Annotated in this window: 17 protein-coding genes; 9 read left to right on the top strand and 8 right to left on the bottom strand. The window is 52.2% G+C overall.

All coding sequences use genetic code 11. From position 1 onward, the window contains the following. Positions 1–423 precede the first annotated feature (423 nt). Positions 424–1,761, bottom strand: a complete 1,338-nt coding sequence (locus EL29_RS00330; protein WP_014595259.1) for an ABC transporter ATP-binding protein — start codon at positions 1,759–1,761, stop codon at positions 424–426. A gap of 10 nt (positions 1,762–1,771) precedes the next feature. Further along, positions 1,772–3,508, bottom strand: coding sequence for an ABC transporter permease (locus tag EL29_RS00325; RefSeq protein ID WP_014595258.1), 1,737 nt, complete (start codon positions 3,506–3,508; stop codon positions 1,772–1,774). A 958-nt stretch (positions 3,509–4,466) separates the two neighbouring features. Here EL29_RS00325 and EL29_RS00320 point away from each other — a divergent pair. The 7 genes from EL29_RS00320 (at position 4,467) to EL29_RS00290 (ending at position 12,556) form a co-directional block, all read left to right on the top strand. Continuing rightward, positions 4,467–4,670: a hypothetical protein gene (locus tag EL29_RS00320; protein WP_024472318.1), complete on the top strand. Its 204-nt coding sequence runs from the start codon at positions 4,467–4,469 to the stop codon at positions 4,668–4,670. A gap of 264 nt (positions 4,671–4,934) precedes the next feature. Then, the gene (ssp4, locus tag EL29_RS00315) at positions 4,935–5,894 is read left to right on the top strand and encodes an Ssp4 family T6SS effector (protein WP_028716027.1); all 960 of its coding nucleotides are present in this window, start codon (positions 4,935–4,937) and stop codon (positions 5,892–5,894) included. A gap of 9 nt (positions 5,895–5,903) precedes the next feature. Next, entirely contained in the window at positions 5,904–6,500 is a 597-nt protein-coding gene (locus EL29_RS00310) for a hypothetical protein (RefSeq protein WP_028716026.1), read from the top strand. Positions 6,501–6,921: 421 nt separating this feature from the next. Continuing rightward, positions 6,922–7,758: a 5-dehydro-4-deoxy-D-glucuronate isomerase gene (kduI, locus tag EL29_RS00305; protein WP_028716025.1), complete on the top strand. Its 837-nt coding sequence runs from the start codon at positions 6,922–6,924 to the stop codon at positions 7,756–7,758. 55 nt (positions 7,759–7,813) lie between these two features. Next, on the top strand, positions 7,814–8,575 hold the full coding sequence (gene kduD, locus EL29_RS00300) for a 2-dehydro-3-deoxy-D-gluconate 5-dehydrogenase KduD (RefSeq protein WP_028716024.1): 762 nt from the start codon (positions 7,814–7,816) through the stop codon (positions 8,573–8,575). A gap of 382 nt (positions 8,576–8,957) precedes the next feature. Continuing rightward, complete coding sequence (bglB, locus tag EL29_RS00295; protein WP_028716023.1) at positions 8,958–10,037, top strand: beta-galactosidase BglB; 1,080 nt, start codon at positions 8,958–8,960, stop codon at positions 10,035–10,037. Positions 10,038–10,066: 29 nt separating this feature from the next. Continuing rightward, positions 10,067–12,556 (top strand): hypothetical protein, encoded by a 2,490-nt coding sequence (locus EL29_RS00290; RefSeq protein ID WP_028716022.1) that lies wholly within the window; start codon positions 10,067–10,069, stop codon positions 12,554–12,556. Between the two features lie 155 nt (positions 12,557–12,711). On the opposite strand, the gene EL29_RS00285 is transcribed toward EL29_RS00290, so the two are convergent. Together EL29_RS00285 and eat are read right to left on the bottom strand one after the other, a co-directional pair. Then, positions 12,712–14,052 carry an aspartate aminotransferase family protein gene (locus EL29_RS00285; protein WP_014606667.1) on the bottom strand — a complete coding sequence of 447 codons (1,341 nt, stop codon included), beginning with the start codon at positions 14,050–14,052 and terminating at the stop codon, positions 12,712–12,714. 63 nt (positions 14,053–14,115) lie between these two features. Beyond that, a complete protein-coding gene (gene eat, locus EL29_RS00280) occupies positions 14,116–15,480 on the bottom strand; it encodes an ethanolamine permease (RefSeq protein WP_014595250.1) in 1,365 nt (454 codons plus the stop codon). Between the two features lie 243 nt (positions 15,481–15,723). On the opposite strand from eat, the gene EL29_RS00275 reads away from it, so the two are divergent. Both EL29_RS00275 and qhpR read left to right on the top strand, forming a co-directional pair. Further along, positions 15,724–16,728 (top strand): phosphotransferase enzyme family protein, encoded by a 1,005-nt coding sequence (locus EL29_RS00275; protein WP_014606668.1) that lies wholly within the window; start codon positions 15,724–15,726, stop codon positions 16,726–16,728. 129 nt (positions 16,729–16,857) lie between these two features. Continuing rightward, positions 16,858–17,922: an AraC-like transcriptional regulator QhpR gene (gene qhpR, locus EL29_RS00270; RefSeq protein ID WP_024472325.1), complete on the top strand. Its 1,065-nt coding sequence runs from the start codon at positions 16,858–16,860 to the stop codon at positions 17,920–17,922. A 331-nt stretch (positions 17,923–18,253) separates the two neighbouring features. On the opposite strand, the gene EL29_RS00265 is transcribed toward qhpR, so the two are convergent. The 4 genes from EL29_RS00265 to EL29_RS00250 all read right to left on the bottom strand — a co-directional run bounded on the left by EL29_RS00265 (position 18,254) and on the right by EL29_RS00250 (position 23,074). Beyond that, positions 18,254–19,582 carry an MFS transporter gene (locus EL29_RS00265; RefSeq protein ID WP_050442560.1) on the bottom strand — a complete coding sequence of 443 codons (1,329 nt, stop codon included), beginning with the start codon at positions 19,580–19,582 and terminating at the stop codon, positions 18,254–18,256. A gap of 76 nt (positions 19,583–19,658) precedes the next feature. Next, positions 19,659–21,170: a xylulokinase gene (locus tag EL29_RS00260; RefSeq protein ID WP_235193344.1), complete on the bottom strand. Its 1,512-nt coding sequence runs from the start codon at positions 21,168–21,170 to the stop codon at positions 19,659–19,661. A gap of 24 nt (positions 21,171–21,194) precedes the next feature. Beyond that, positions 21,195–22,235 (bottom strand): zinc-dependent dehydrogenase, encoded by a 1,041-nt coding sequence (locus EL29_RS00255; RefSeq protein ID WP_024472328.1) that lies wholly within the window; start codon positions 22,233–22,235, stop codon positions 21,195–21,197. Between the two features lie 29 nt (positions 22,236–22,264). Next, the gene (locus tag EL29_RS00250) at positions 22,265–23,074 is read right to left on the bottom strand and encodes a class I fructose-bisphosphate aldolase (RefSeq protein ID WP_014595245.1); all 810 of its coding nucleotides are present in this window, start codon (positions 23,072–23,074) and stop codon (positions 22,265–22,267) included. Positions 23,075–23,087: the final 13 nt, after the last annotated feature.

The following is a 23,087-nucleotide window of genomic DNA, read 5'->3' as shown; positions in this document are numbered from 1 at the left end:
TCTTACTCCTCTGGTTCTAAAAGAACCTAATCCTAATTGTTTAACCATCGCCCAACTCACAAACATTAATGAGATCACGAAATATTAATAAATAATAAATTACCGCCACTTAATTTTCAGAAACCATAAAATTAATAAATAAAACAGAATTAAATATTCACCAATAATCAATTCACCCCAAAATAATAAGAGAAAAAAACACGAACAAGCCAGTTAAACAACTGGCTTTCAATGTGCAGGCAATGAATTATAGTCATCAAATACCACAATAAACCATTTACCTCTGCGGAATAAGAACAGTGTAAACCGCGTTTATTTATCTTTCAGAAAGGATTATTGCCTTGAGAATCTTTCAGGCACCATCCCGTGCAGAGTAACGGGATGGTGTAAGGGATAACGCAACCTTTTGCTGAGCGAGCAGAATTAAAACTCAACGTCTTCCAGACTAAAATATTCGGTCTGATCGTTATAAGAGAAGATCTCTGCATAGCGGCCCCAGTTGATCACGCTGTCCAGCGTCTCTTTGGCGGCGCTGTCAGCCAGTGAGTCTTCCAGCTCCTGCTCGAAACGCATGCGTGGCGCACGATGACCGGGACGTTCATCCAGCACGGTTTTAATCAAGGCGGCCAGCGGCACATAGCGCAGCAGATGATCGGCAAACATGACTTTGCGCTGCTGGGTATCCGATTCGGCAAAAACCCGGGCAGGTGGCGTCAGGAAAATATCCCCTTCCCTGACGTCGGCAAAGCCCAGTGACTGTAGCACTTCGGCTATCGGGAACAGCTCATCGACCTCCAGATGCAGCGAACGCGCAACATCCGGCATGTCTGCACGACCGTGATAGGGCGCGGCCGCCAGGGTTTCAATCAGGCCGGCCATCAGGTTAGTTGATACCTGCGGCAGGTGCGTGCCCAGCCTGAGGCTCTTTTTCACATTATCGCTGGTTGGCCTGGCGGTCATCTGCGTGTACACATCATCAACCAGACGACGGAATGCGGGATCAAGGCGATTGCGAGGATGGCCAAAGGGCACTTTGATTTCAGCCACCACGCGTCCAGGATTCGACGACAGCACCAGAATGCGGTCGCACATAAACACGGCCTCTTCGATATTGTGAGTGACAATCAGCACCGACTTCATCGGCATCTGCCCTTCGTTCCACAAATCGAGTAAATCCGTACGCAGCGTTTCGGCGGTTAATACGTCCAGTGCAGAGAAAGGCTCATCCATTAATAAGAGAGTGGGATCAACCACCAGCGCGCGAGCAAAACCGACACGCTGACGCATTCCGCCTGACAGCTCGCGTGGGTAGGCGTTTTCAAAACCGTCCAGGCCGATCAGGTCGATGGCTGCCAGGGCGCGTTTTCTGCGCTCCGCTTTTTCCACGCCCAGCGCCTCCAGGCCAGCTTCCACGTTTTGCAGTACCGTCAGCCAGGGAAACAGCGCAAAGGTCTGGAACACCATCGCCACGCCTTTGGCCGGCCCGTTAAGCGGCTTGCCCAGATACTCGACCGCGCCCGAACCTGGCGTGATCAGGCCAGAAATGATGCGTAACAACGTGGATTTCCCTGAGCCTGAGCGGCCCAGCAGGCCGACAATTTCCCCTTCCTGCAGGGTGAGATTAACGTCATCCAGAATCAGTACTTCACCATGCGTTTTATCATAACCGTGCTTAATGTCTTTCACCGTCAGGACCGCTTTGCGCCCTTCTGGTTTCCTGTTCGACACGTCTGGGTTCAGTGTGGGTGGATTATTTAACATCAGGTGTCCCTTAATTGGCACGGAATTTTGATTCGGCGTACACGTACAGCGGTCGCCACAACAGACGGTTGAACAGGGTGACAAACAGCGACATCACCGCGATACCAAGAATGATTTTGGGGAAATCCCCGGCGGCGGTGGTTTGTGCGATGTAGGCACCTAAACCGTGCGCCGTGACCTGCGTATTCCCCCACTGCACAAATTCAGACACGATGCTGGCGTTCCACGCGCCTCCGGAAGCGGTAATCGCGCCCGTAATGTAATAAGGAAAAATGCCGGGCAACATCACCTGGCGCCACCATTGCCAGCCACGGATATGAAAGTTCGCTGCGGCCTCTTTGTAGTCATTCGGAAACGCAGTAGTCCCTGCCACAACGTTAAACAGAATGTACCACTGGGTGCCAAGCACAATGAGCGGTGACAGCCAGATATCGGGATTAAGATGAAAATGCACAATCATAATCACGAAAACTGGGAACATCAGGTTTGCCGGGAAGGCTGCCAGAAACTGAGCCACGGGCTGAATCTTGCCCGCCAGAGCAGGCCGCAGGCCAATCATTACGCCTAACGGCACCCATATCAGCGACGAAATCAGAATCAGCACCGTCACGCGCAATAAGGTAATCAGCCCCAGCGTGAAAACGTGTTTCACCTCATCCAGCGTCACGCCGATCTGAACGTAAGTAATGACCCGGTAAACCACATAGAGGGTCAGTAAAATGACGAACGCGCCCCAGACAATGTCACCCAGCCTTGAAGCACGGCGAGTATTGTTCTCGAAACGCACGGGTGCCGCTGTCGGCCAGCGCCATGAGATACGCGCCAGCGCTGACAGCAGCAGCCGTAACGGCGTGAAGATCTGATGAATCAGACGGGTTCGACGCATTAAATCGCGCACCCAGGAGGTTGGCGCATTTCCTGAGCGGGTGTTTTCCATGCGGAACTTATCTGCCCAGGCGACCAGCGGTCTGAACAGCAACTGGTCGTAAGCCAGAATCACAATCACCATGGTGAGTAACACCCAGCCTACCGCGTGGATATCTTTATGCAGAATAGCCTGCGCCAGATAGCCACCGACACCGGGCAAGGTAAAGGTGTTATTGCCGACCGTGATCGCTTCAGAGGCGACAATAAAGAACCAGCCGCCTGACATCGACATCATCATGTTCCATACCAGCCCCGGCACAGCAAAAGGCGCATCCAGCTTCCAGAAACGTTGCCATCCGGTCAGATGAAATCCGCGCGACACTTCCACCAAATCGGCTGGCACGGTGCGCAGCGACTGATAGAAGCTAAAGGTCATGTTCCACGCCTGGCTGGTGAACAGGGCAAAGATGGCCGCCAGTTCTACGCCCAGCACCTGCCCCGGAAAAAGCGCAATAAAGAAGGTGACGGTAAAGGAGATGTATCCCAGCACCGGCACGGACTGCAGGATATCCAGAATTGGCACCAGCACCTTTTCAGCACGGCGGCTTTTGGCGGCCAGCGTGCCGTAAATCAGGCTGAACACCAGGGAAGCCAGCATTGCCACCAGCATGCGCAGCGTGGTGCGCATGGCATATTCCGGCAGATTAGTGGGATCGAGCGAGATAGCCTGGGTTTTTAAACTGTCTATCGGCATCAACGTTTGATGAAAGCCGACCGCGACCATAGCAATCAGACAAATGATCAAGGGAAAAGCCACGGCATCCCAGACGTTAGGCAATAACCGTCTGTTGGCCGCCAGCATGGTGAATCGGAAGTTCATGAACCCTCTCTTCTTTTCATCACGGGAGCGACTGAATTATTTCAGGTGAGGGATTATCAGGCAGGATTGTTAAACGTATGCTCACCTGATGACCGGGTTTTTATTAATTTTTTGTGAAAGCAATACTGGGCGCTTATCGCCCATCCTGAAATGCATTAATTTCCCATGAAAAACCGGATCTCCAATGTCGTCAGGACGCTTCAAACCCCAGATGGTTAGTGAATCACAGATTAGCTTTATCACTATGATTAACCCGTTACAAGAGTGTTAATGACACCCGAGGATTCATCATATCCTGCTACATCACCCCTGATGGATGAATGCCGCGTCAGGCCTTATTCAGGTGATAACAATCAGGGAGGTGCCGACATAAAATATTAGAAAAATTGAAGCAGAGATTGCTTGCCTGCGTGTTGATAAATATGGCGCTAAATCAGGCTTAAAATCTTACCTTAAAAAATGAGGCCTGTTCACTTTTGTAAGATCCACGCCTTGCGACGGGATGACAACACTGGAGGCCATAAACTTCCCGCTCAAGTAATGCAGGCGATTTCCACATTGATGTTCAAATGAAGACCGAGTCTTAAACGTTACGATGTGTAAACCTGATGAAAAGAACCCGCTTTAAAGGCAGGACGCAACGAGATAAAGGCTTTCTTGAAATAACGCTGGATATAAAACGGATATTCCCTGTCCGACGGACAGACAGGGAAACGCTTTTTAGTTATGTACTTTGACGGGTGTACATTTTGGCACGGTAACAACGGGTTCCTGCCCCAGGATCCCGGGGATCATCTGAGACTGACAGTCAAAAATGCGACCTTTATCTGTAGTGGCGCGATAAGAGAGCATTTGAGAGCCCAAGGTATCTGGTTTAGTCGCGGATACATTAGTTACAGTGATTTCATCGGAAGAACTCAGACCCAGCATTTTTGCAGTCTCAGCCTGAAGGGGAGGAATGGCTTCATTAGATGACATCGTGCTACAGCCACTCAGCGCAAGCAGAGAAAAAGCAACAAGTACCCTGTTTTTCATGATTTTGTTTATCCCAAACATAGTAAAAGGAGAGGTTAAAAAAACTCAAGCATTTGATCAATTCCTGCACAATAGTTTTAAACCTTTCTGCCACATTAAAGCAACATATTATGTAGGCCGAGTTTGACCCGTTTGGCTGAAAAAAGGCGTTTAACCGAGCGCCCTGTAAACAAGTCGCCTCCTGGACATGCTGGATTGTCATGAAATGTAAAGCCGGATTAATCACTTGATAAGCAACAGACTTCTGACAAAGGGATGACTGACAAGGACGGGGGCAGTAACACATTGATGGCTCTAATGGATCATTAAGACTATTCTTAATTAATTCGTTTCCGCTGCGCTTTACCCTTGACGCTTCGCAATCCGGTTTTCATCAGCAAGGAGTGAGCTAATGGCCTTACCAGGACAGTCTTCAAACAACCTTCCTGACTACAATATCGCACGACGTCTGGGCATGGTGTCCGCGGATGACATTGATTTCACCGCTTTGGCCAATCGTCTGGATTGCACGCGGGATTTCAGTCAGGTGGGCATCATCTATTCCGATGGCCGCGAACAATGGCTTGTTCGCCCTTCACGTCGTCACGCTCAAGCCAGCAAGAGTAGTGTGAGCCATGTAATCATTACCAAGGTTAATGCCACAAATCCTCAGGTTGCTGCAAAGGCGCTGACGGAAACGCTTAGCAAACCGTCATTGGCTAGCGAGATTACATCGACGATGTTTTCATGTGGTGCTCTAGTGGTGACGGGATTCCTTGCATTTGGTTCTGCTGCAGCCGTGCCATTGACAGCAGGCGCATCGGGTGTTGTCGCGGGTATGATTATCGCAGGCGGATTGGCTACAGGTATGCAATGCGCTATCGGCACTGCACGGTTGTATGCTATCTATGAAGGCAACGAAGATTATGTCGCGTGGCTTGATTCACAATCCTGGTACGTTGCAACAACGACTGCGCTGGATGTGATATCGCTTGCAGGAGCGGGAGCCGGTCTGAAGAGCGCAATTGAAACATACAAGGTAATGAAAGCATCCTCTTCTGCAAAGGCCTTCGAATGGCTTAAAACGTTAAGTCGCGCTGAGAGAAAAAGAATTACAGAAGAAATAATACGCGCTCAAAATCCCGGTATTTCAAACGGGGGTATTAAGGCAGCGATGAAAGCTGGTGTTTACCCTAAACGTTACCCTGCTGAGGCTATACAAAAATCTCTGCAGCGCGAATTAACGTCAGCGCTGGTTAATTCATCGGCGTTTGCTGGTAGTGCGTTGACAGGCACATTAAGAAATCCACAAAACATTGTTCAATCGGGAAAGTATGTTATCGGCGTTATTCAGTCACTTTCCTCTACATAAGTTATAAAAATGAAATACATTAATAAAATAATCAAATTAAGCGAAAAAACAAATAAAAAAATAGAGGTTAGTGGTGTTGATGAACTAGAGAGCATTAAAGATGATATGAAAGAAAAAATGGGCATACCAATTGGATTACATACCTTTGGCGTACCATTAATCATTAGTATGGTGCTTACTGTGATCAGTTTTTCCCTGCCTCAATTTTCATTCTGGTTATTTATCTATGACCTGATGGGATGGGAACAACACGCCGTTTTTATCGCTATTATTGCCGCAGCCTTTATCTATGTACTCGTATTGTTTACGACAATGATGATGGTTTCGCGCGGAATATATTTGGCGCTAAGGGCTTATATTTTCATATTAATTCTGGCATTGATTACCGCTTTATTTTTTCTACTTATCACTATGATTTCATCAATAAGCGGCAACAATAATTACTCTCTTTCTTTTACTGGCGCATTATTAAGCATCGGGTTAAGTTTGATCGCTCTTAAGTGTCTTAATAGCGAGATGTTTTATAAGTCCTGCGCTTTTATTCTTCACAATCGAGCCTGGAGAAAACAGTTGGACTTGCAAAGAAAAACAACCGCTTTCCGATAGTGAAAATTTACCTAATTTAAATATATGGCCCCTTGCATGGGGCCCTGACAGGAAAAAGGACTTTCTTTCAAAAATTAACTTTATAAATAGAAAATTTAACATCATATACCCCTCCCTTTAATGAACTTTCTCTTCCCCTTCGGATAGTACTTATTTAAATTAACAATTAAATAAAACCGTCCTAATACACTACTTTTAAAAAATAAGAAGAATGCTGCAAAGTTAGCTATTACACTTACAAAAATCATTAATTCACCCAAAAAAAAACAGAGCCATCTCACCAATTCAATTTAAAAATAAAACATTGTTTCAATTTTAATTGAAAAGAGATTTTTTGCCGAATAGGATGCACAAAAATGAATTCATGCTGTTTTAATTCATTACTGAATAAATTTACTTGCACCACTAACGGGAGGTTAACGTGGAAGTCAGACAAAGCATTCATAGCGCCCACGCCAACGCGCTGGATACACAAGGATTACGCGATGAATTCTTGATTGAGAAGATCTTTGTGCCCGATGAGTTCACCATGGTGTACAGCCATATCGACCGTATCATTGTTGGCGGCGTGATGCCGGTCGGCCAGGCTGTCGCGATAGGTAACGATGTGGGTAAGCAACTTGGCGTCAGCTATTTTCTGGAGCGTCGCGAACTCGGCATGATTAATATCGGCGGGCCCGGTCAGGTCACCATTGATGGCGAAGACTATGAGATCGGTCATCGTGAAGCGCTGTATATCGGCAAAGGTGCCCGAGAAGTCCTGTTCAGCAGCCTGGCCCCACATCGCCCCGCGAAGTTTTATTACAACTGCGCACCGGCGCATAAAACATTGCCCATCCGCAAAGTGACGGCTGGCGATGCCGCTGCCGTCACGCTCGGCGATAACCTCACGAGCAATCGCCGAACGATCAACAAGTATCTGGTTCCTGACGTGCTGGAAACCTGCCAGCTCAGTATGGGGTTAACGCAGCTTGAACCCGGCAACCTCTGGAATACCATGCCGTGTCATACCCATGAACGCCGTATGGAAGTCTATCTCTATTTCAATATGGATGATGATGCCTGCGTTTTTCATATGATGGGTGAGCCGCAGGAAACGCGTCATCTTCTGGTTCACAACGAGCAGGCGGTCATTTCACCGGCCTGGTCGATCCATTCAGGTGTCGGTACGAAAGCCTATACCTTTATCTGGGGAACAGTCGGTGAAAACCAGGTGTTTGATGATATGGACCACGTATCGGTCAAGGATCTGCGCTAATCCTCACCAATGCGCCGCCTGTCAGAAGCAGGTAGCGCGTGAATAAGGAGTCCACATGATACTGAATGCGTTTTCTCTTCAGGACAAAATCGCGGTGGTTTCGGGCTGCAATACCGGCCTGGGTCAGGCTATGGCATTGGGACTGGCTGAAGCCGGTTGCAATATTGTTGGTATTAATCAGGTTGAACCCGACGAAACGATTAAACAGGTGACCGCGCTGGGACGTCGCTTCCTTAGCCTGAAAGCTGATTTGCGTAACATTGATGCTATTCCTGCCCTGCTGGACAGCGCCATCGCCTGCTTTGACCGCATTGATATTCTGGTGAATAACGCGGGCATGATTCGCCGTGAGGATGCCATCAACTTCAGCGAACAGGACTGGGATGATGTGATGGATCTGAATATCAAGAGCCTGTTCTTTATGTCGCAGGCCGCCGCCCGACATTTTATTGCCCAAGGGAATGGGGGCAAGATCATCAACATCGCCTCAATGCTCTCTTTTCAGGGCGGGATCCGCGTGCCTTCTTACACCGCGTCTAAAAGTGGCGTAATGGGCATAACTCGCTTGCTGGCCAACGAGTGGGCGAAGCACCGTATTAATGTCAACGCAATTGCCCCGGGCTATATGGCAACCGATAACACACAGCAACTGCGCGCTGATGCAAAGCGAAGTGCCGAAATCCTCGATCGCATTCCCGCCGGTCGCTGGGGAAAACCAGAGGACCTGATGGGGCCGGTGGTATTTCTTGCCTCACGGGCTTCTGACTATATGAATGGCTATACGATTGCCGTCGATGGCGGCTGGCTCTCGCGTTAAGGCTGAGCATTAAGCCTTTACGTCTGCCCGGGCGAGCCTGTCGTTATGCGTGAATAATGATGGCAGGCAGCCCGATTAATCAGGCAGGCAATCGCATCATTAAAGCCGGTTTTACTCTCTTATGAGAAAGAATAATGATTGAGGCCAGAATAGTGACCCTGAACGCCAACCGTATGAATAAGTCAACATATCTGGTTAATGTAAAACTGGCTTCTTAAGGCCAGCCGATAATGATGACGTCATGGGATTTCATTTCCCAGAGAAACTTATGGATAACCGTTATTCCCGCCTGTCGAGGCGAATAAGGACGTCAAGGTTACAGTGAATAATCACAGAAATATAAAAAACGAGTAAGGATTTATACAGCATTGAGGGAAATATAATGGAATTATTATCAACAGCCCGCCAACTTGATCTGTTACTGAATGGATTTACACAGCTAAAAGACGAAGGGAAATTTAACGAACCCAATATGGATGGCACAGCGGGGGATTACATCTCATTTGCTCACTGGGAATGGCCGCAGGGCGTTGGCCTGTTTGGTCTGGTGAGATTATGGGAGTTGACCCGTCGCGACGATATTTACCAAATCATTGAAAACTGGTTTCAGCAAAATATTCAAAAAGGCCTGCCCCCGTTAAATATTAATACCACCGCCCCCATGCTGCCGTTATCTCTGTTGTGGGCACATAACCGGGCACCACATTATCAAGCGGTGCTGGATAGCTGGGCCGACAGGGTGATGACAGAGCTGCCGCGTACCCCGGAACAAGGCTTCCAGCACGTGGTGTCCGACGGCATTAACCCCATGGAGATATGGGATGACACACTGTTTATGGTGGTGCTGTTTCTCGGCCATTACGGTGTGGCCTCCGGACGACAGGCGCTGGTCGATGAGGCCGTACGCCAGTTTTTACTGCATGCCCGTTATCTTAACGATCCGCAGACCGGTTTATGGTTTCACGGCTGGAGCTTTGCCGAGAAGAGCCATTTTGCTCAGGCCCGCTGGGCGCGGGGAAATGCCTGGATAACCGTCGGCATTATTGAGTTTCTGGAACTGACCCAGCTTCGCGGCGGGGTCCGTGACTATTTACTCGAATGCCTGAAAACGCAAATTAATTCATTAATCACGCTGCAATCTGAGAGCGGTGCATGGCACACGCTGCTCGACCATCCAGACAGCTATGAAGAAATATCGGCTACCGCCGGATTTGGCTATGGCTTATTAAAAGGCGTTCGTCTTGGCTATGGCGATGAACGTTGGTTGCAGGCAGGTTTACAAGCCCAGGGCGCGGTACGGCGAAATATTGACAGCAGCGGCACAGTCCACAACGTCTCTTATGGCACACGCATGGGAAGAACCCTGCAGTTCTATAAAGACATTCCGCTACAGCCAACCGGTTATGGCCAGGCGCTGGCTATTTTATGCCTGACCGAAGGGTTAAGACATTTAAAAAAATAACAGGACGTCGACACCAGGAGAATATCATCATGGACCAGAACCATTATTGTTACTTCCCCCTTAACCAGAATGAAGCCGTTCGCTACTGGCAGTTATCCGCGATTTCTTCACAGCGCTATGATGTGCCCAATGCGCCGATGTCCGGTGAAATGGATCCGTTTTTCTTTCTGAGCCAACATAAAAACTTTATTCCCCATACCTATCCCTGTCGTACGCAGTTTCAGCAACACTATGCCGGAAAAAAGCCCACTCCTTTCGGCGATACTACCCTGAAAAACTGGTGGTTCCCTTTTGGTTCCGATCGGGTCGATTTATCAGGTTTCTGGTTCCGGGCCACGCGCATCGGCGCTCAGGCAGAAACCTACCTTGTTGCGGAACAAGGTGGCCTGTACCGTTTTCGGCTGACCACCTGCGGTGCCGCCTGTATTACGCTGAACGGCGGTGATGTGGCATGGCAGGCAGACTATCAGCGTAATCTGGAAAGCACCGTTGAGTTCGCGCTCATGCTGGATGCCGGAGTGAACGCTATCGCGGTCTGGTTCGATGACCTGGCCGAACGCGATGTGCGCTTCTTTTTTCAACTGGACTATGTTGAAGGTGCGCCGCTGCAGGTGGCACTGGCAACACCGATTGAGGCAGATCGGGTGCGGCAAATGGAAGCCCTGCTCGAAGGCATGGCGTTTGAACAGCCGACCTACACAGGCGGCACCGTTCGCCTGTGCTTCCCAATCCCAGCCCCGGAAACGCTGAACCTGAATATCCGCGTGCAGGGCGACTTTATTTCGCTAGACCAGCCCGTACTGATCAACGCGGTTTTACATCAAGGCGAAACGGTGGCAGAGATTGCCGAAAGCGACGCGTTGCCGGCTGATTTTCGTCATTTCGTTATCAGCATGGAAAAAGACAACTTTCATATCAGGCGCACCCTGGGCGTGGAGATCTGCCATGCAGAGCAACAGGCGCAGGTGCCGAAAACGGCAGACGCGCGTGCAGACGAAGCGCTGATGCATGTTGCCCTGCACGGCGAATACAGCAGCGTAAAAGCGCTGGCCCGGCTAGCCTGCGGGAGGGATGACACCGAAACCCAGAACATGCTGGAGGGCGTTTTAACACCGGTTGAAGATTGCCATGACTGCGCCGACTTTACGCTTGTACCGCTGCTGTGGTGTCGGATCCAGTGGGCGGATCGCATTGCCGCTCCCGTTCGCGAGAAAATGGATCGGGCGATTTTAGCCTTTCGTTACTGGATGGATGAGCCGGGAAATGACGTGCAGTGGTATTTTTCTGAAAACCACGCGCTGCTGTTTCATACCGCCGCCTACCTGGCGGGAAGCACCTTTCCGGATAAAACCTTTGTGCGATCCGGCCGCCTGGGCAGCGATCAGGCAGAGGCAGGCCGTCAGCGCGTGCTGGCATGGCTGGATCACTTTGAACAATGCGAGATGGCCGAATGGAATTCCGCGCCTTACTTCCCTATCGATCTCAAGGGATTAACCGCCCTCGCCGCCCTGGCACCGGATGCCGAAATCGTTGCCCGCAGCCAGCGCGCTATCCTCCGCCTGCTGGAGCAGATTGCACGATCCAGCCATCAGGGCATGCTCACCGCATCGCAAGGTCGTTCATACGAGCACACGCTGCGCGCAGGTCGCTCGCTGGAGCTGTCCGCTATCTCGCGCCTGTTGTGGGGCAAAGGCAACGTTGGCTGTCGCTTTCATGCCTTACCGCAGCTGGCGCTACTGTTAAAGCAGGGCAAACTAACGCTCTCACCTGAACTGGCAAAGGTGGCGGTATGGCAAGATGACAGCGCGCTGGAATGGTATTTCGCTCAGGGGCTTAACCGCATTGCGCGCCTTTACCACTATAAAACCCGTGACGTGGCAATGGGTTCCCTTGCCGGATACCGCTGGGGCGAATGGGGCTATCAGGAAACCCCGATTCATCTGAGGATCGGCGAGACGCCGGAGGCGCAGATCTGGATCAACCATCCGGGTGAACGCCTGCACAGTGGCTTCGGGCGGCCTTCCTACTGGGGAGGATGTGGCACGCTACCGCGCGTGCAGCAATATCGCGGCCTGGCGATCGTTCTGTTTCGTGTTCATGAAGGGCAGCCTGATTTTTCTCACGCCTGGCTGCCGCAGCGCTATTTTGATGACGTGCGTTGCTACGATAAACGCATTCTGCTGCGCAGTGGTAAAGGTATGGTACAGATCTCCGGCAACCGCGCGTTCCAGCGGATCGCTCATGGCCCGACACAGCACTGTGAAGTCCGCTTGCCGGGGCAGGAAACCTGCTGGCTGATTCGCCTGAATGACGATCCGCGGCTGGATAACCTGGCGGATTTTGAGGCGCGATTTGCACAGCTCACCGTTGAGCGGCGCGAAGACGGCACTTTTTACGTCAACGATCCGCAATATGGCGAGGTGTTTTTCCAGCCAAACGGCTGTGTTTTCGGGCAGGGGCGGTTACTGGATCCTGACAGCTGGACAATTTCCGGCGACAGCCACGAACTCCCCTTGTAATTCTGCCGTGCCAATCCCTGGCATCAGGTTTTACGGATATCGCCAGCCCGGCTGACGTCGGGCTTTATCCGTGCAGTGATGACGGGCGTTATGCGACGCGTGCAGCATTCAGCAAAATCATCCCGTTACCGCCCTGTCCTGTGCCCGGCAGCGGCCTATCCCTGCAGTTTTTTCAGGCAGCGATCCATCGCGCTGACTACCCAGTCGATATCATGCGTCTGGAAGCACAGCGGCGGCCGAATTTTCAGCACGTTGCCGTAAGGCCCGGCGACAGACGTCAGCACACACTCTTCGCGCAGCGCCTCGACCAAATCGAGCGCCAGCCGTTTGTCAGGCTGCTTCGTCTCTCTGTCCGTGACCAGCTCAAAGCCAATAAACAGGCCAGCGCCGCGCACGTCGCCTACGCAGGCATAGGTATCCTGAAGGGACTGCAGGGCCGCTAACAAAGCTTGCCCGGTTTTCAGGCTGTGCGCCTGAAGCGATTCCTGCTCGATCACATCCATTACCGCGTGCGCCGCCGCCATCGACACCGGATTGCCACCAAAGGTATTAAAATACGGGAGCGAGTCACTGAAGGCTGCCATAACCGGGGCTTTCGCCATCAGACCGGATACGGGAATACCGTTGCCCATCGGTTTACCCGTGGTCACCACGTCGGGCACCACGCCGTGGCGCGCAAATCCCCAGAATGATTCCCCTGTACGGGCAAAGCCGGGCTGAACTTCATCGGCAATAAAAATTCCGCCGTTTTGATGGACGACGTCGATAGCCTGCTTTAAAAAGCCCGGCTGGCCGGGCAATACGCCGTCCGAAGAGAAAATGGAATCCGCCAGAAAGCCCGCAAACTTGATGCCGTGCGCGGCCATATCATCGATCTGTTTCTGAATTTCGTGGGCAAACCAGGCCCCCTGATCGGCGGGCTGAATGCGGTAAAAATCTGGCGATGCCACCAGCCGGGTATGCGATGACAGCGGCTGGCCGCTGCCCAGTGCCGGTGATACGCCGGACGTCAGCGCGCTGGTGCCGTGATAGGCCTCTTTCGAAACGATAATGCCCGTGCCGCCGCTCCACGCATGCGCCATACGAATCGCCAGATCGTTTGCCTCGGACCCTGTGCACATGTACATGGCCCGATCGATGGCCGCCGGCATCGTTGCCAAAATGCGTTCGCTGTAGTCCAGAATAGACTCATGCAGATAACGGGTGTGCGTATTCAGCCGCATCATCTGCTGGTGCACGGCTTCCACGACCGCCGGATGACAGTGGCCGATGCTGGCGACGTTGTTATACATATCCAGGTACTGTTTGCCCGCCTGGTCCCAGAGATACTGCCCCTGCCCGCGCACCAGATGCACGGGGTTACGGTAAAACAGCCGATATGACTCGCCCAGCACCTTGCTGCGTTTGTCGGTTAACTGGCGAATCGCCGGGGCCAGCGCTTCCGCATTTTCTGCACGAAAGCTGTTGGTATCCATAATGGTTGAACGTACCGTCATCATCACTCCTCGGATTCAATACTGTCGCTGCCGTACATCAGTGCGCGGCAGCGTCTGTCTGCGTTAGTCGATCTCCGCCGCGACAGAGGTTTGCGCGATCGTGCCGCGCCGGGACTGGGTCGTCAGGAAATAGAGGTAACCCACGACCATAAAGGCCATAAACAGCGCGCCAATCTCCGGGTTAAACCACAGCATCGCCGCCAGGCAGATCAGCGATCCGCACAGGGCAATGGCAGGGATCACCGGATAACCCGGCGCACGGTAACTGCGCTCCAGCGTGGGAGCGGTACGACGCAGCTTAAACAGGCTCAGCATGCTCATGATGTACATCACAATGGCGCCAAACACCGACATCGTGATCATGGCGGCGGTCAGGCTCATGCCCTGAAAGCTGATCCCGTCAGAGAAAATGGCCAGAATGCCCACTACGCCACCGGCCAGAATGGCGCGGTGCGGTGTGTTAAAGCGTGAAAGCTTCGCCAGGGCGGGCGGCAGATACCCTTCACGGGCCAGCGCAAAGAACTGGCGGGAATAGCCCATGATGATGCCATGAAAACTGGCGATCAGGCCGAATAAGCCAATCCACACCAGCATGTGCATCCAGCGCGAGTCATTCCCGACCAGCATTTTCATCGCCTGAGGCAGCGGATCGTTAATGCCCGATAACGTACGCCAGTCGCCTGCTCCACCGGCAAACACCATCACGCCAATCGCCAGCACCACCAGCGTTAAAATACCGCTGATATAGGCGCGGGGAATGGTGCGGCGGGGATCTTTTGCCTCTTCTGCCGCCATCGCGACGCCTTCAATCGCCAGAAAGAACCAGATGGCAAAGGGGATCGCAGCGAACATACCGGACACGGAAGCCAGCGAGAAGGTTCCCTGGCCCGCCCAGCCGTTCGCGACGAAATTCGCCAGGCTAAAGCCGGGCGCCACAACGCCCATAAACACCAGTAATTCAATCACGGCAAGCAGCGTAACCAGCAGTTCAAAGGTCGCGGCGATGCTCACGCCGATGATATTCAGCCCCATAAACACCAGATAGGCGCACACGGCGATAAGCTTGGGATTAATTTCAGGAAACTGTACGTTGAGATAGGCGCCAATGGCCATCGCGATAGCGGGAGGCGCAAACACAAACTCAATCAGCGTGGCGATTCCGGCAATCAGCCCGCCGGTGTCGCCGAACGCCCGGCGGCTATAGGCGAACGGGCCGCCCGCCTGAGGAATAGCCGTTGTCAGTTCGGTAAAGCTGAAGATAAAACAGGTATACATGACGGCAACAAAAAACGTCGTGACCAGAAAGCCCAGCGTGCCCGCTGCGCCCCAGCCGTAGCTCCAGCCGAAATACTCACCCGATATCACCAGCCCCACGGCAATGCCCCAAAGTCGCAGGGTGCCCAGGGTGGGTTTCAGTTTCTCTTTCATCACTGCGTTCCCCGTCTGTGTTAATTGAAAAATGCTGCACAAAAGCTGTCGGGTAGATGATGGACACAGTGGGAAGGGAAAAACTTGACCGCAGAAAACAGAACGCCGTGATTTAAGGTCAACTTGCCCCTGGCCTGGCTGCCAGGTGCCTGCCAAAGTCAATTTTCCCCTGCTTTCAGGTCAAGCGTGCAGGCAGGGTTCAGCGCCATGCTGGCCCTACACGCAGAAACCCGGGAGCCGGACATGAGCCATAAACAGTACGATACGCTGAGTAACGACACCATCCTTCAGCTTGCCCACCGGGCATTAGTGAACTATCCCGCCTGTGCACAGGCTGAGGTCAGGCTGCTGTGTCGCTCAGAAAACGCGACGTTATCTGTCAGCACGCCGCAGGGCCGCTACGCGCTGCGCATTCACCGGGGCGATTACCACGCGAAGCAGGATATTGAAAGTGAGCTGCTCTGGCTGGACGCGCTTCAGGCGGCGGACATCAGCGTCCCCGCTGCCGTAGAAGATCGTCAGGGTGAACGCATTCAGGTCCTGCCGCTGCCCGATGGCGGCGAACGCTATGCGGTGCTGTTTCACTGGATAGAGGGCGATATGCTGACCGACAGCGTCGATCCGGCTGCGTTTCGTCAGCTCGGTGCCATTACTGCCCGTCTGCACCATCACAGCCGGAAATGGCAGAAGCCGCAGGGGTTTCGCCGCATCATCTGGGATCATCATACGATGGTGTCTCCGGCAGGCCACTGGGGCGACTGGCGGGACGTTGCGGGGTTACCCACCGCTGAACACGCGGTGGTAGAAGAAACGCTGGAACACGTGCGCCGCCAGATGCTGGACTTCGGACAGTCACCTGAACGCTATGGGCTGATTCATGCCGACCTGCGCCTGACCAACCTGCTGGTGCATAAAGGCGAAACCCGGGTGATCGACTTTGATGACTGCGGCATGGGCTGGTACCTGCACGATCTTGCCGCAGCCATCAGTTTTGTTGAGCATCATCCGAGTGCGCCGCAGTGGGTGGAAAACTGGTTACGCGGTTACGAACAGGTCGCACACATCAGCGATCGGGAACTGGCTATGATCCCCGCCATGCTGATCCAGCGGCGTATCCAGTTGACGGCCTGGGTAGCTTCCCACCGCGAAACCGAGATGGCGCGCAGCCTGGGCGATCGCTGGGCCAGCCACACCGTCCGGCTGTGTCAGCGCTATCTTGAAGGTGCCGCGCTGCCGATTGGCGTTTAACGCACCGCCGCAGTGCCTGATCGCGGTGCAACACGGAAAGCGAATCGGGTAAGCGATTGTTATCGCGTGGTTTCCAGCTGGTACGTTTTTTGCAGAACCTTAAGACGTTCACTTTTTGCGGAAAACAAGATGACCAGCAGAGTTCCAGAGGCCGCGTTAACGGCCATCTCCGGCGCAGGCGGCCATCGCGGTGTGTTGTCTGCCGCCGCAACGGGCTTAGGCGAATTTATCAATGCACAGGGCGGCGATGTCGATCGCATTTTCGGGATCAGCGGGATCGATCCCGATATGCTCGCCTGCCCAACGCTGAGCCTGGACCTGGTCAGCTATTGCCGGGTGCTGGAGGAAGCCGCAAGCCAGGCAGGCGTGGACAACTTTGGTCTGCAATACGGTCATCAGTTCCGACCCCAGTCACTGGGGCTGATCGGCTATATTGGCTTGTGTTCAGCCACGCTGGAACAGGCGCTGCGGAACGTCGTCAATGCCTTTCCCTTTCATCAACACAACACCTGCATCCGGCTGACCGAACGCGGCGACTGCTGGCAACTGGATTATCAGGTTCGCCATGGCGTGATCCTGATGCGCCGCCAGGATGCCGAGTTAACGCTGGGCATGTTCCTCAACCTGATCCGCCATGCCGCAGGTCGGCACTGGGCGCCGCGCGAAGTGCATTTTGAGCATCCGCGCCCTGAGCACTGGCACGAACACTGTAAAGTGTTTGATGCCCCGGTTTACTTCGATCAACCCTTTAACTCGATGATCATCGCGAAAGCGGATCTGAACCGGAAAATGCCGGATCATGATCCGATGCTGCTGCTGGTGATGCAGGATGCCATCCGTCGGCTCAGCCCGCCCGTGGTGCGTCAGGACACCGTTAATCAAACCCGAACGGACATTCATCTGCAACTGCTGAACGGCGAACCTTCACTGGAAATCATCGCGGAAAAACAGGGGTTATCCGCCTGGTCATTGCAACGGCGCTTACGTGATGAACAAACCAGCTTCTCGGCGCTGGTGGACAGCGTACGCAAAGAAATGGCCACGCATTATCTAAAACAGCATCATCTTTCTGTTTCCGAGATGGCGCTGCTGCTGGGCTACTCTGAAGTCAGCGCTTTTTCACGCGCCTTTCGCCGCTGGTTCGGCTGCAGCCCGCGCGATTGCCGCAAGTCTCAGGACGGCCTGTTTCTGTAGTCACTCAATGACGGCGGTACAGGGGAGCGCCGTATCTTTCACAGCCCTGGCCTCCCCAGCACACATCTCAGAATACGGTAAAACCGCAACGCTGGTTGTTATCGACGGCACAATGAAAAACGCACCGAGCCGTACGCGCAGGATCGGTGCCTTTCCCGAATTCAGCGTTTTGCCAGCGTTCGTTAACGTACGGAGCCAACATGACCACCTTGCCCTACCGTAAACAGGATTTTCCGCTGATGATTCACACAATTCGCTGATACGGCGTCATGTTCTGCTTTGCTGACGGGCAGTGGCGTTTCTGCCTCTCTCAGGATTACGCTGAGATACCTCACTTCGGCTCATCAATAATCAGCAGCAATATCAGCCCAATCACGGCGCAGATGCCGAAATACGTAAATACTGAACTAAATTGCCCGGTCTTATCCAGTAAATAGCCTGCCGCCATGGGTGATACAAACCCGCCCAGATTGCCGCCGCTGTTCACCAAAGAAATGGCAATAGGGTAATTTTTCCGGTCTACAACGCCCATGGGATAAGCAGTAAATGCAGGCCAGCCAATATTGAGTAACAGCCCCACCATAAATAATGCCCCCGCGACCATAGCAGTACTCTGCGGCACGTGGATCATCACAACCATCATGACAATGGTCGCCAGCGCAGTGAAAATCATCGTGGGCTTACGACGTCGTCCAAAAATCTTGTCCGATATCCAGCCACCAAAAATGGAGCCAATAAATCCACCGACAAACGGCATCGCGGCGACGAAGCCCATTTTTACAAAAGAGAATCCCTTCTCTGTCACCAGATAAGAGGGAATCCAGGTCAGGATACCGTACATGATGCTGACCATCATGAAATAGGCGATAGTATTTCCCCAGACATTACGCGAACGAAAAATTTTGGCTGCGGAATCAAGCGGCTTAATCTCCCTTACCCGAATGAGCTTATCTAATGTGGCAAAACGGGTATGTTGCACAATATTCTCAACGTTAACCTCATTCCCGGACGCTGTTTCAGATGCCCGGATATACTCCAGCTCACTGGGAGAAACAAATTGACTCTCTTCCGGTTTTGATTTGACCAGCAAATACCATATCACCGCCAGAAACAGGCCCGGTATGGCAAACAGGAAAAAGACCCAACGCCAGCCAAGGGTTAAAGAAATCCACACCACAAGAGGCGGGACGATGATCGGCGCAAACATGGTAGAGGCAATATAGATGCCGGTTGCCGTCGCCTTTTCTTTTGGTGGGAACCAGTTGTTAATGGTTGATGTTAATCCTACCGGCGTCGGTGCTTCGGTAACCCCTAACCCAAGCCGCATCCATTTTATGGAAAGCGCCGAGGACGCGGTACCGATTAACCAGGTAAATGCCGAGAAACCGAGAATAGAAAGTGTCACGATTCCACGTACGCCGCGTTTAGCCAGCAGAAAACCGGCCGGAATCTGGCACAGTGCATAACCCAGAAAGAACATACTTGCAATTTGACCCGCTTCGAAATTGGTCATATTAAATTCTTCAGTAATGAAGGGTAATACTGAGCCTATATTTGAACGATCTGCATAATTGACGGCATAAACAGCAAAAATTAATGCCAGCACCACCCAGCGAAAATTCGTGGCGGGTTTACCTTGTGACAGAGGAGACGTTTTCATAATTTTCCCTTTGGCAAAAGAAACAATAAAGAGACGTTATAAATAACGATTCTTGTTTAGTTATTATTTTAAAAAACTATTGCGTGCTTTTATTACCTGCTAACGAATGCATAGTTGATTTAAGTATCGGGTAAAGTGATTCGTAAATGCGGTAATGGTTGCGGTAAAGGGCGAGTAATTTTTTATCCTCACTGGGTTTAAAACTGGCCTCTTCCGTTTTTAAGATAGGCAGGTCGGGATCGTTAATACCGCAGAAAAAGCCGGCCCCGGTTGCGCCTGTCATTGCCGCACCAAATGCTGCCGCATCGCTGGTTTGGGCAAGGTTATATTCAATATGAAGAATGTCTGCCTTTATCTGAGTCCATAATGCATTACGAGAACCGCCTCCCACACTTAGGATTTCATCAAGCCTGACGCCCCACTTTTCATAAGCGATGTCCAGGATCTGTTTCATACCATAAGCCGTTCCCTCCATTGCCGCGCGGATTAAATCGTTTCGTTTGTGCGACAATCTTAATCCCAGCCAGGCACCTGAAGCCCGCGTGTCCCATAACGGACTGCGCTCTCCGGCCAGGTAAGGGAGATAAATCAGCCCATTTGCGCCAGGAGCAGACATCGCGGCCAGATTTTCCAGTTCGCTGATATCCTGTATTTCTGGCCATAACGCATGATTAAGCCAGCCAAAGGTGCCGCCGGTGGTGGACATCGCGCCATGAGCCAGCCACTGATTAGGAACAATGTGGTAACGATTCATGAAACGGCTGTCGAAGTTTGGCGTTTCAAGACAAAACGTTATCACGCCTGAGGTTCCGGTGGACTCAAAAGCCGTTCCACCATCAATGAGTCCTACAGAAAACGCGGCCGCAGCGGTGTCGGCAGAACCGAGAATCAAAGGTACACCTTCCATTAAGCCGGTTCTTTTACTGACCGCTGCGCTGATGTGCCCCACCACGGATGTGCATGGGTAGATTGGCGGCAGGATATTATGGTCAAACTGCCAAAACCTCAGAAGATCGCTTGACCATTTTGGTGCAGAAGACAAAACCACAGCGCCAGAATAGGCCGCCTGAGTGGGATCAATGCCCGTTTTCCTGGCCCCAAGCTGCAGCGCAAGATAGCCATTAAGCAGCACGACGTTGTGGACTTTTTTCATTAACTCAGGCTGTTCTTTCTGCAGCCAGCCCAACGTTCCCACCCAGCAGGCAGAAGGTCCGGGGCTGTTATGCGTCAATGAACGGACATACTCTTTTTCCTCGCCCAGCGTTTGGCTAATAAACGCGTCTGAACGTCCATCCAGATAAGTGATCGCGTTACACACGGGCTTACCTTGTTTATCCAGAAAGACCAGCGTTGGACACGCGACAGAGAAGCCAATGGAGACAATATGTTTAACTTGCGCCGTCACCTCTTTAATCGCGTCTTCAACCTGTAATCCGTACGCCTCAACGGCTATTTCATGGCTTAAGGCTGTCTCCGATATAATGTTTACCTCACGTGAGGCCTTAGCCAGCAACTCCCCGTGAAAATTGAATGCACAGACTTTAACGCCACTGCTTCCCGCATCAATACCAAGAAAGGCTTTATCCATCGCGACTACCTCCATTGGCTGACATTAATCGTTGTGAATAATGACCTTCACAGCATCACCCTTTTGCGCATAGCGAAGCGCTTCATTTATTTCGGATAAGCTAAAACGGTGAGTAATTAAGGCTTCGACATTGATCTGGCCCGATGAAATTAGCCCAAGTGCCTTTTCATAACCTTCCCGGCTTAGCGCACTGGCACCGGTAATGACCAGTTCGTTGTAGTGGATAAGATTGACATCCACATCGGCCGTATCCTCTTTTGAGAAACCGGCAAAGAGGTTGGCCCGACCGCCTTTTCGCAGTAATTCCAGAGACGGATTCACCAGCGCGGGAAGGCCGATAGCCATGATCGCCACATCCGCCCCCAGCCCAGACGTCTCAGACATAACAATGGCTTTCAGATCCTGTTGGCTGGCGTCAACCGCATGGGAGGCACCGCATTGCAGGGCAACACTGCGCCTGTTTTCATTGAGGTCGCTAACAATGATTTTTGATGCACCTGACCGTTTCGCCAGCGCGACATGCATCAGTCCTATTGGGCCTGCGCCAAGAATCACCACCACATCACCCAGGTGGATACCCACGTTTTTCTGCCCGTTAATACAGCAGGCTAAAGGCTCGGCCAGAGCGGCAGCATCATAGGAAACGCTATCGGGTAATTTGAAAACATTGCCTGCCTCAAGGGCGATCGCCGGTATTTTGACGTACTCAGCGAATGCACCATCAAACTCGTAACCTATCGCCTGACGATGTTGGCAAACATTCTCTTTTCCACTGCGGCAATACAGGCAGGAACGACAAGGAATAACGGGATCAACAGCAATGCGATCCGAGATCGAAAAGCGCGTGACATCCTGCCCGACCTCAACCACTTCACCTGCAAACTCATGCCCGATAACCGAAGGAAAACGTACCCCTTTTGTTTTCCTGCCGGTTATGATGCGGCTGTCTGTACCGCAGATCGCCGCTGATTTAACACGCATGACCAACTCACCTTGCGCGGCCTTGGGCGCATCAACGTGAATCACGTCAAGTTTGTTGGCCTCGAATAGCACTGCTGCTTTCATACTCATATCCTCGTTTGTGCTGTCGCGACTCAGTTGCCGCCGGCTTGTTTGTAAACAGCAATCGCCTCATCTACGCTGCTGTCGTCATTAATCATGGCGTCCAGTGCGCGGATGACAGCCGTGGGATTGTCGTGCTGCCAGACAAAGCGGCCATAAGTCACTCCACCCACGCCGACATCCAGGGCTTTACGGGTGTTGGTCAGGAAGCTCACCAGATCGTTTCCCATGTCGCCTCCGGCCAGGGCAACCTTTGCCGGACAGGACGCTACGACCTCTTTAAAGGTGTCAGCCGAGCCGGACCACAGGGTTTTAATAATATCGACCCCCAGCTCAGCCCCCGCGCGGACGCAGTAAGCCAGATGTTTGGCATCGAACGGATTTTCCACCATCGGCCCTTTAGGATAGATATGGGCAACAACCGGCAGCCCTGCCGACCCCGCCGCTTTGGTTATTTGGCCCAAAAAGGTCAGTTGCTTTGCCTGCTCCGGCCCACCCAGAATGCAACCCACCGAGATGGCATCTGCTCCCACGCGAATTGCTTCGTCAACATCTGCGACTGGCGTATCAAACGCCTCGTGATAAGGGATGGCGTAACTGGTGGCTTTCATGATGATGGAGACATCCGTGTCGGCATAAGGCGCAAAGGATTTTTCGATGATGCCTTTGTGCATCGTAATCGCATCCGGTTTACCGGCGACAACCTTGCCCATGACCTCGTTTATCGGGCCAATTCCGGGTAAAACGCCGCGCGTAATGGGATGGTCCATGGTGATCGCCAGCAGGCGGCCTGATTTTTTATTTAGCAGTCGCTTTAAACGGATTTCTTTTCCCAAAAACATAATGACTCTCCTG

Source organism: Pantoea ananatis LMG 2665, assembly GCF_000710035.2.
Classification (GTDB): domain Bacteria; phylum Pseudomonadota; class Gammaproteobacteria; order Enterobacterales; family Enterobacteriaceae; genus Pantoea; species Pantoea ananatis.
The sequence above is the reverse complement of the archived record's forward strand: the minus strand, read 5'-3'. Positions and strand labels throughout refer to the sequence as shown.

Bases quoted from the DNA above. Each gene is read 5' to 3' on its own strand.
- eat (WP_014595250.1), bottom strand. From the start codon at position 15,480: ATGAAAGAGAAACTGAAACCCACCCTGGGCACCCTGCGACTTTGGGGC.
- EL29_RS00310 (WP_028716026.1), top strand. From the start codon at position 5,904: ATGAAATACATTAATAAAATAATCAAATTAAGCGAAAAAACAAATAAA.
- ssp4 (WP_028716027.1), top strand. From the start codon at position 4,935: ATGGCCTTACCAGGACAGTCTTCAAACAACCTTCCTGACTACAATATC.
- EL29_RS00255 (WP_024472328.1), bottom strand. From the start codon at position 22,235: ATGAAAGCAGCAGTGCTATTCGAGGCCAACAAACTTGACGTGATTCAC.
- EL29_RS00250 (WP_014595245.1), bottom strand. From the start codon at position 23,074: ATGTTTTTGGGAAAAGAAATCCGTTTAAAGCGACTGCTAAATAAAAAA.
- EL29_RS00330 (WP_014595259.1), bottom strand. From the start codon at position 1,761: ATGTTAAATAATCCACCCACACTGAACCCAGACGTGTCGAACAGGAAA.
- EL29_RS00325 (WP_014595258.1), bottom strand. From the start codon at position 3,508: ATGAACTTCCGATTCACCATGCTGGCGGCCAACAGACGGTTATTGCCT.
- qhpR (WP_024472325.1), top strand. From the start codon at position 16,858: ATGACCAGCAGAGTTCCAGAGGCCGCGTTAACGGCCATCTCCGGCGCA.
- bglB (WP_028716023.1), top strand. From the start codon at position 8,958: ATGGAATTATTATCAACAGCCCGCCAACTTGATCTGTTACTGAATGGA.
- EL29_RS00290 (WP_028716022.1), top strand. From the start codon at position 10,067: ATGGACCAGAACCATTATTGTTACTTCCCCCTTAACCAGAATGAAGCC.
- EL29_RS00320 (WP_024472318.1), top strand. From the start codon at position 4,467: ATGGCTTCATTAGATGACATCGTGCTACAGCCACTCAGCGCAAGCAGA.
- EL29_RS00265 (WP_050442560.1), bottom strand. From the start codon at position 19,582: ATGAAAACGTCTCCTCTGTCACAAGGTAAACCCGCCACGAATTTTCGC.
- EL29_RS00260 (WP_235193344.1), bottom strand. From the start codon at position 21,170: ATGGATAAAGCCTTTCTTGGTATTGATGCGGGAAGCAGTGGCGTTAAA.
- EL29_RS00285 (WP_014606667.1), bottom strand. From the start codon at position 14,052: ATGACGGTACGTTCAACCATTATGGATACCAACAGCTTTCGTGCAGAA.
- kduD (WP_028716024.1), top strand. From the start codon at position 7,814: ATGATACTGAATGCGTTTTCTCTTCAGGACAAAATCGCGGTGGTTTCG.
- EL29_RS00275 (WP_014606668.1), top strand. From the start codon at position 15,724: ATGAGCCATAAACAGTACGATACGCTGAGTAACGACACCATCCTTCAG.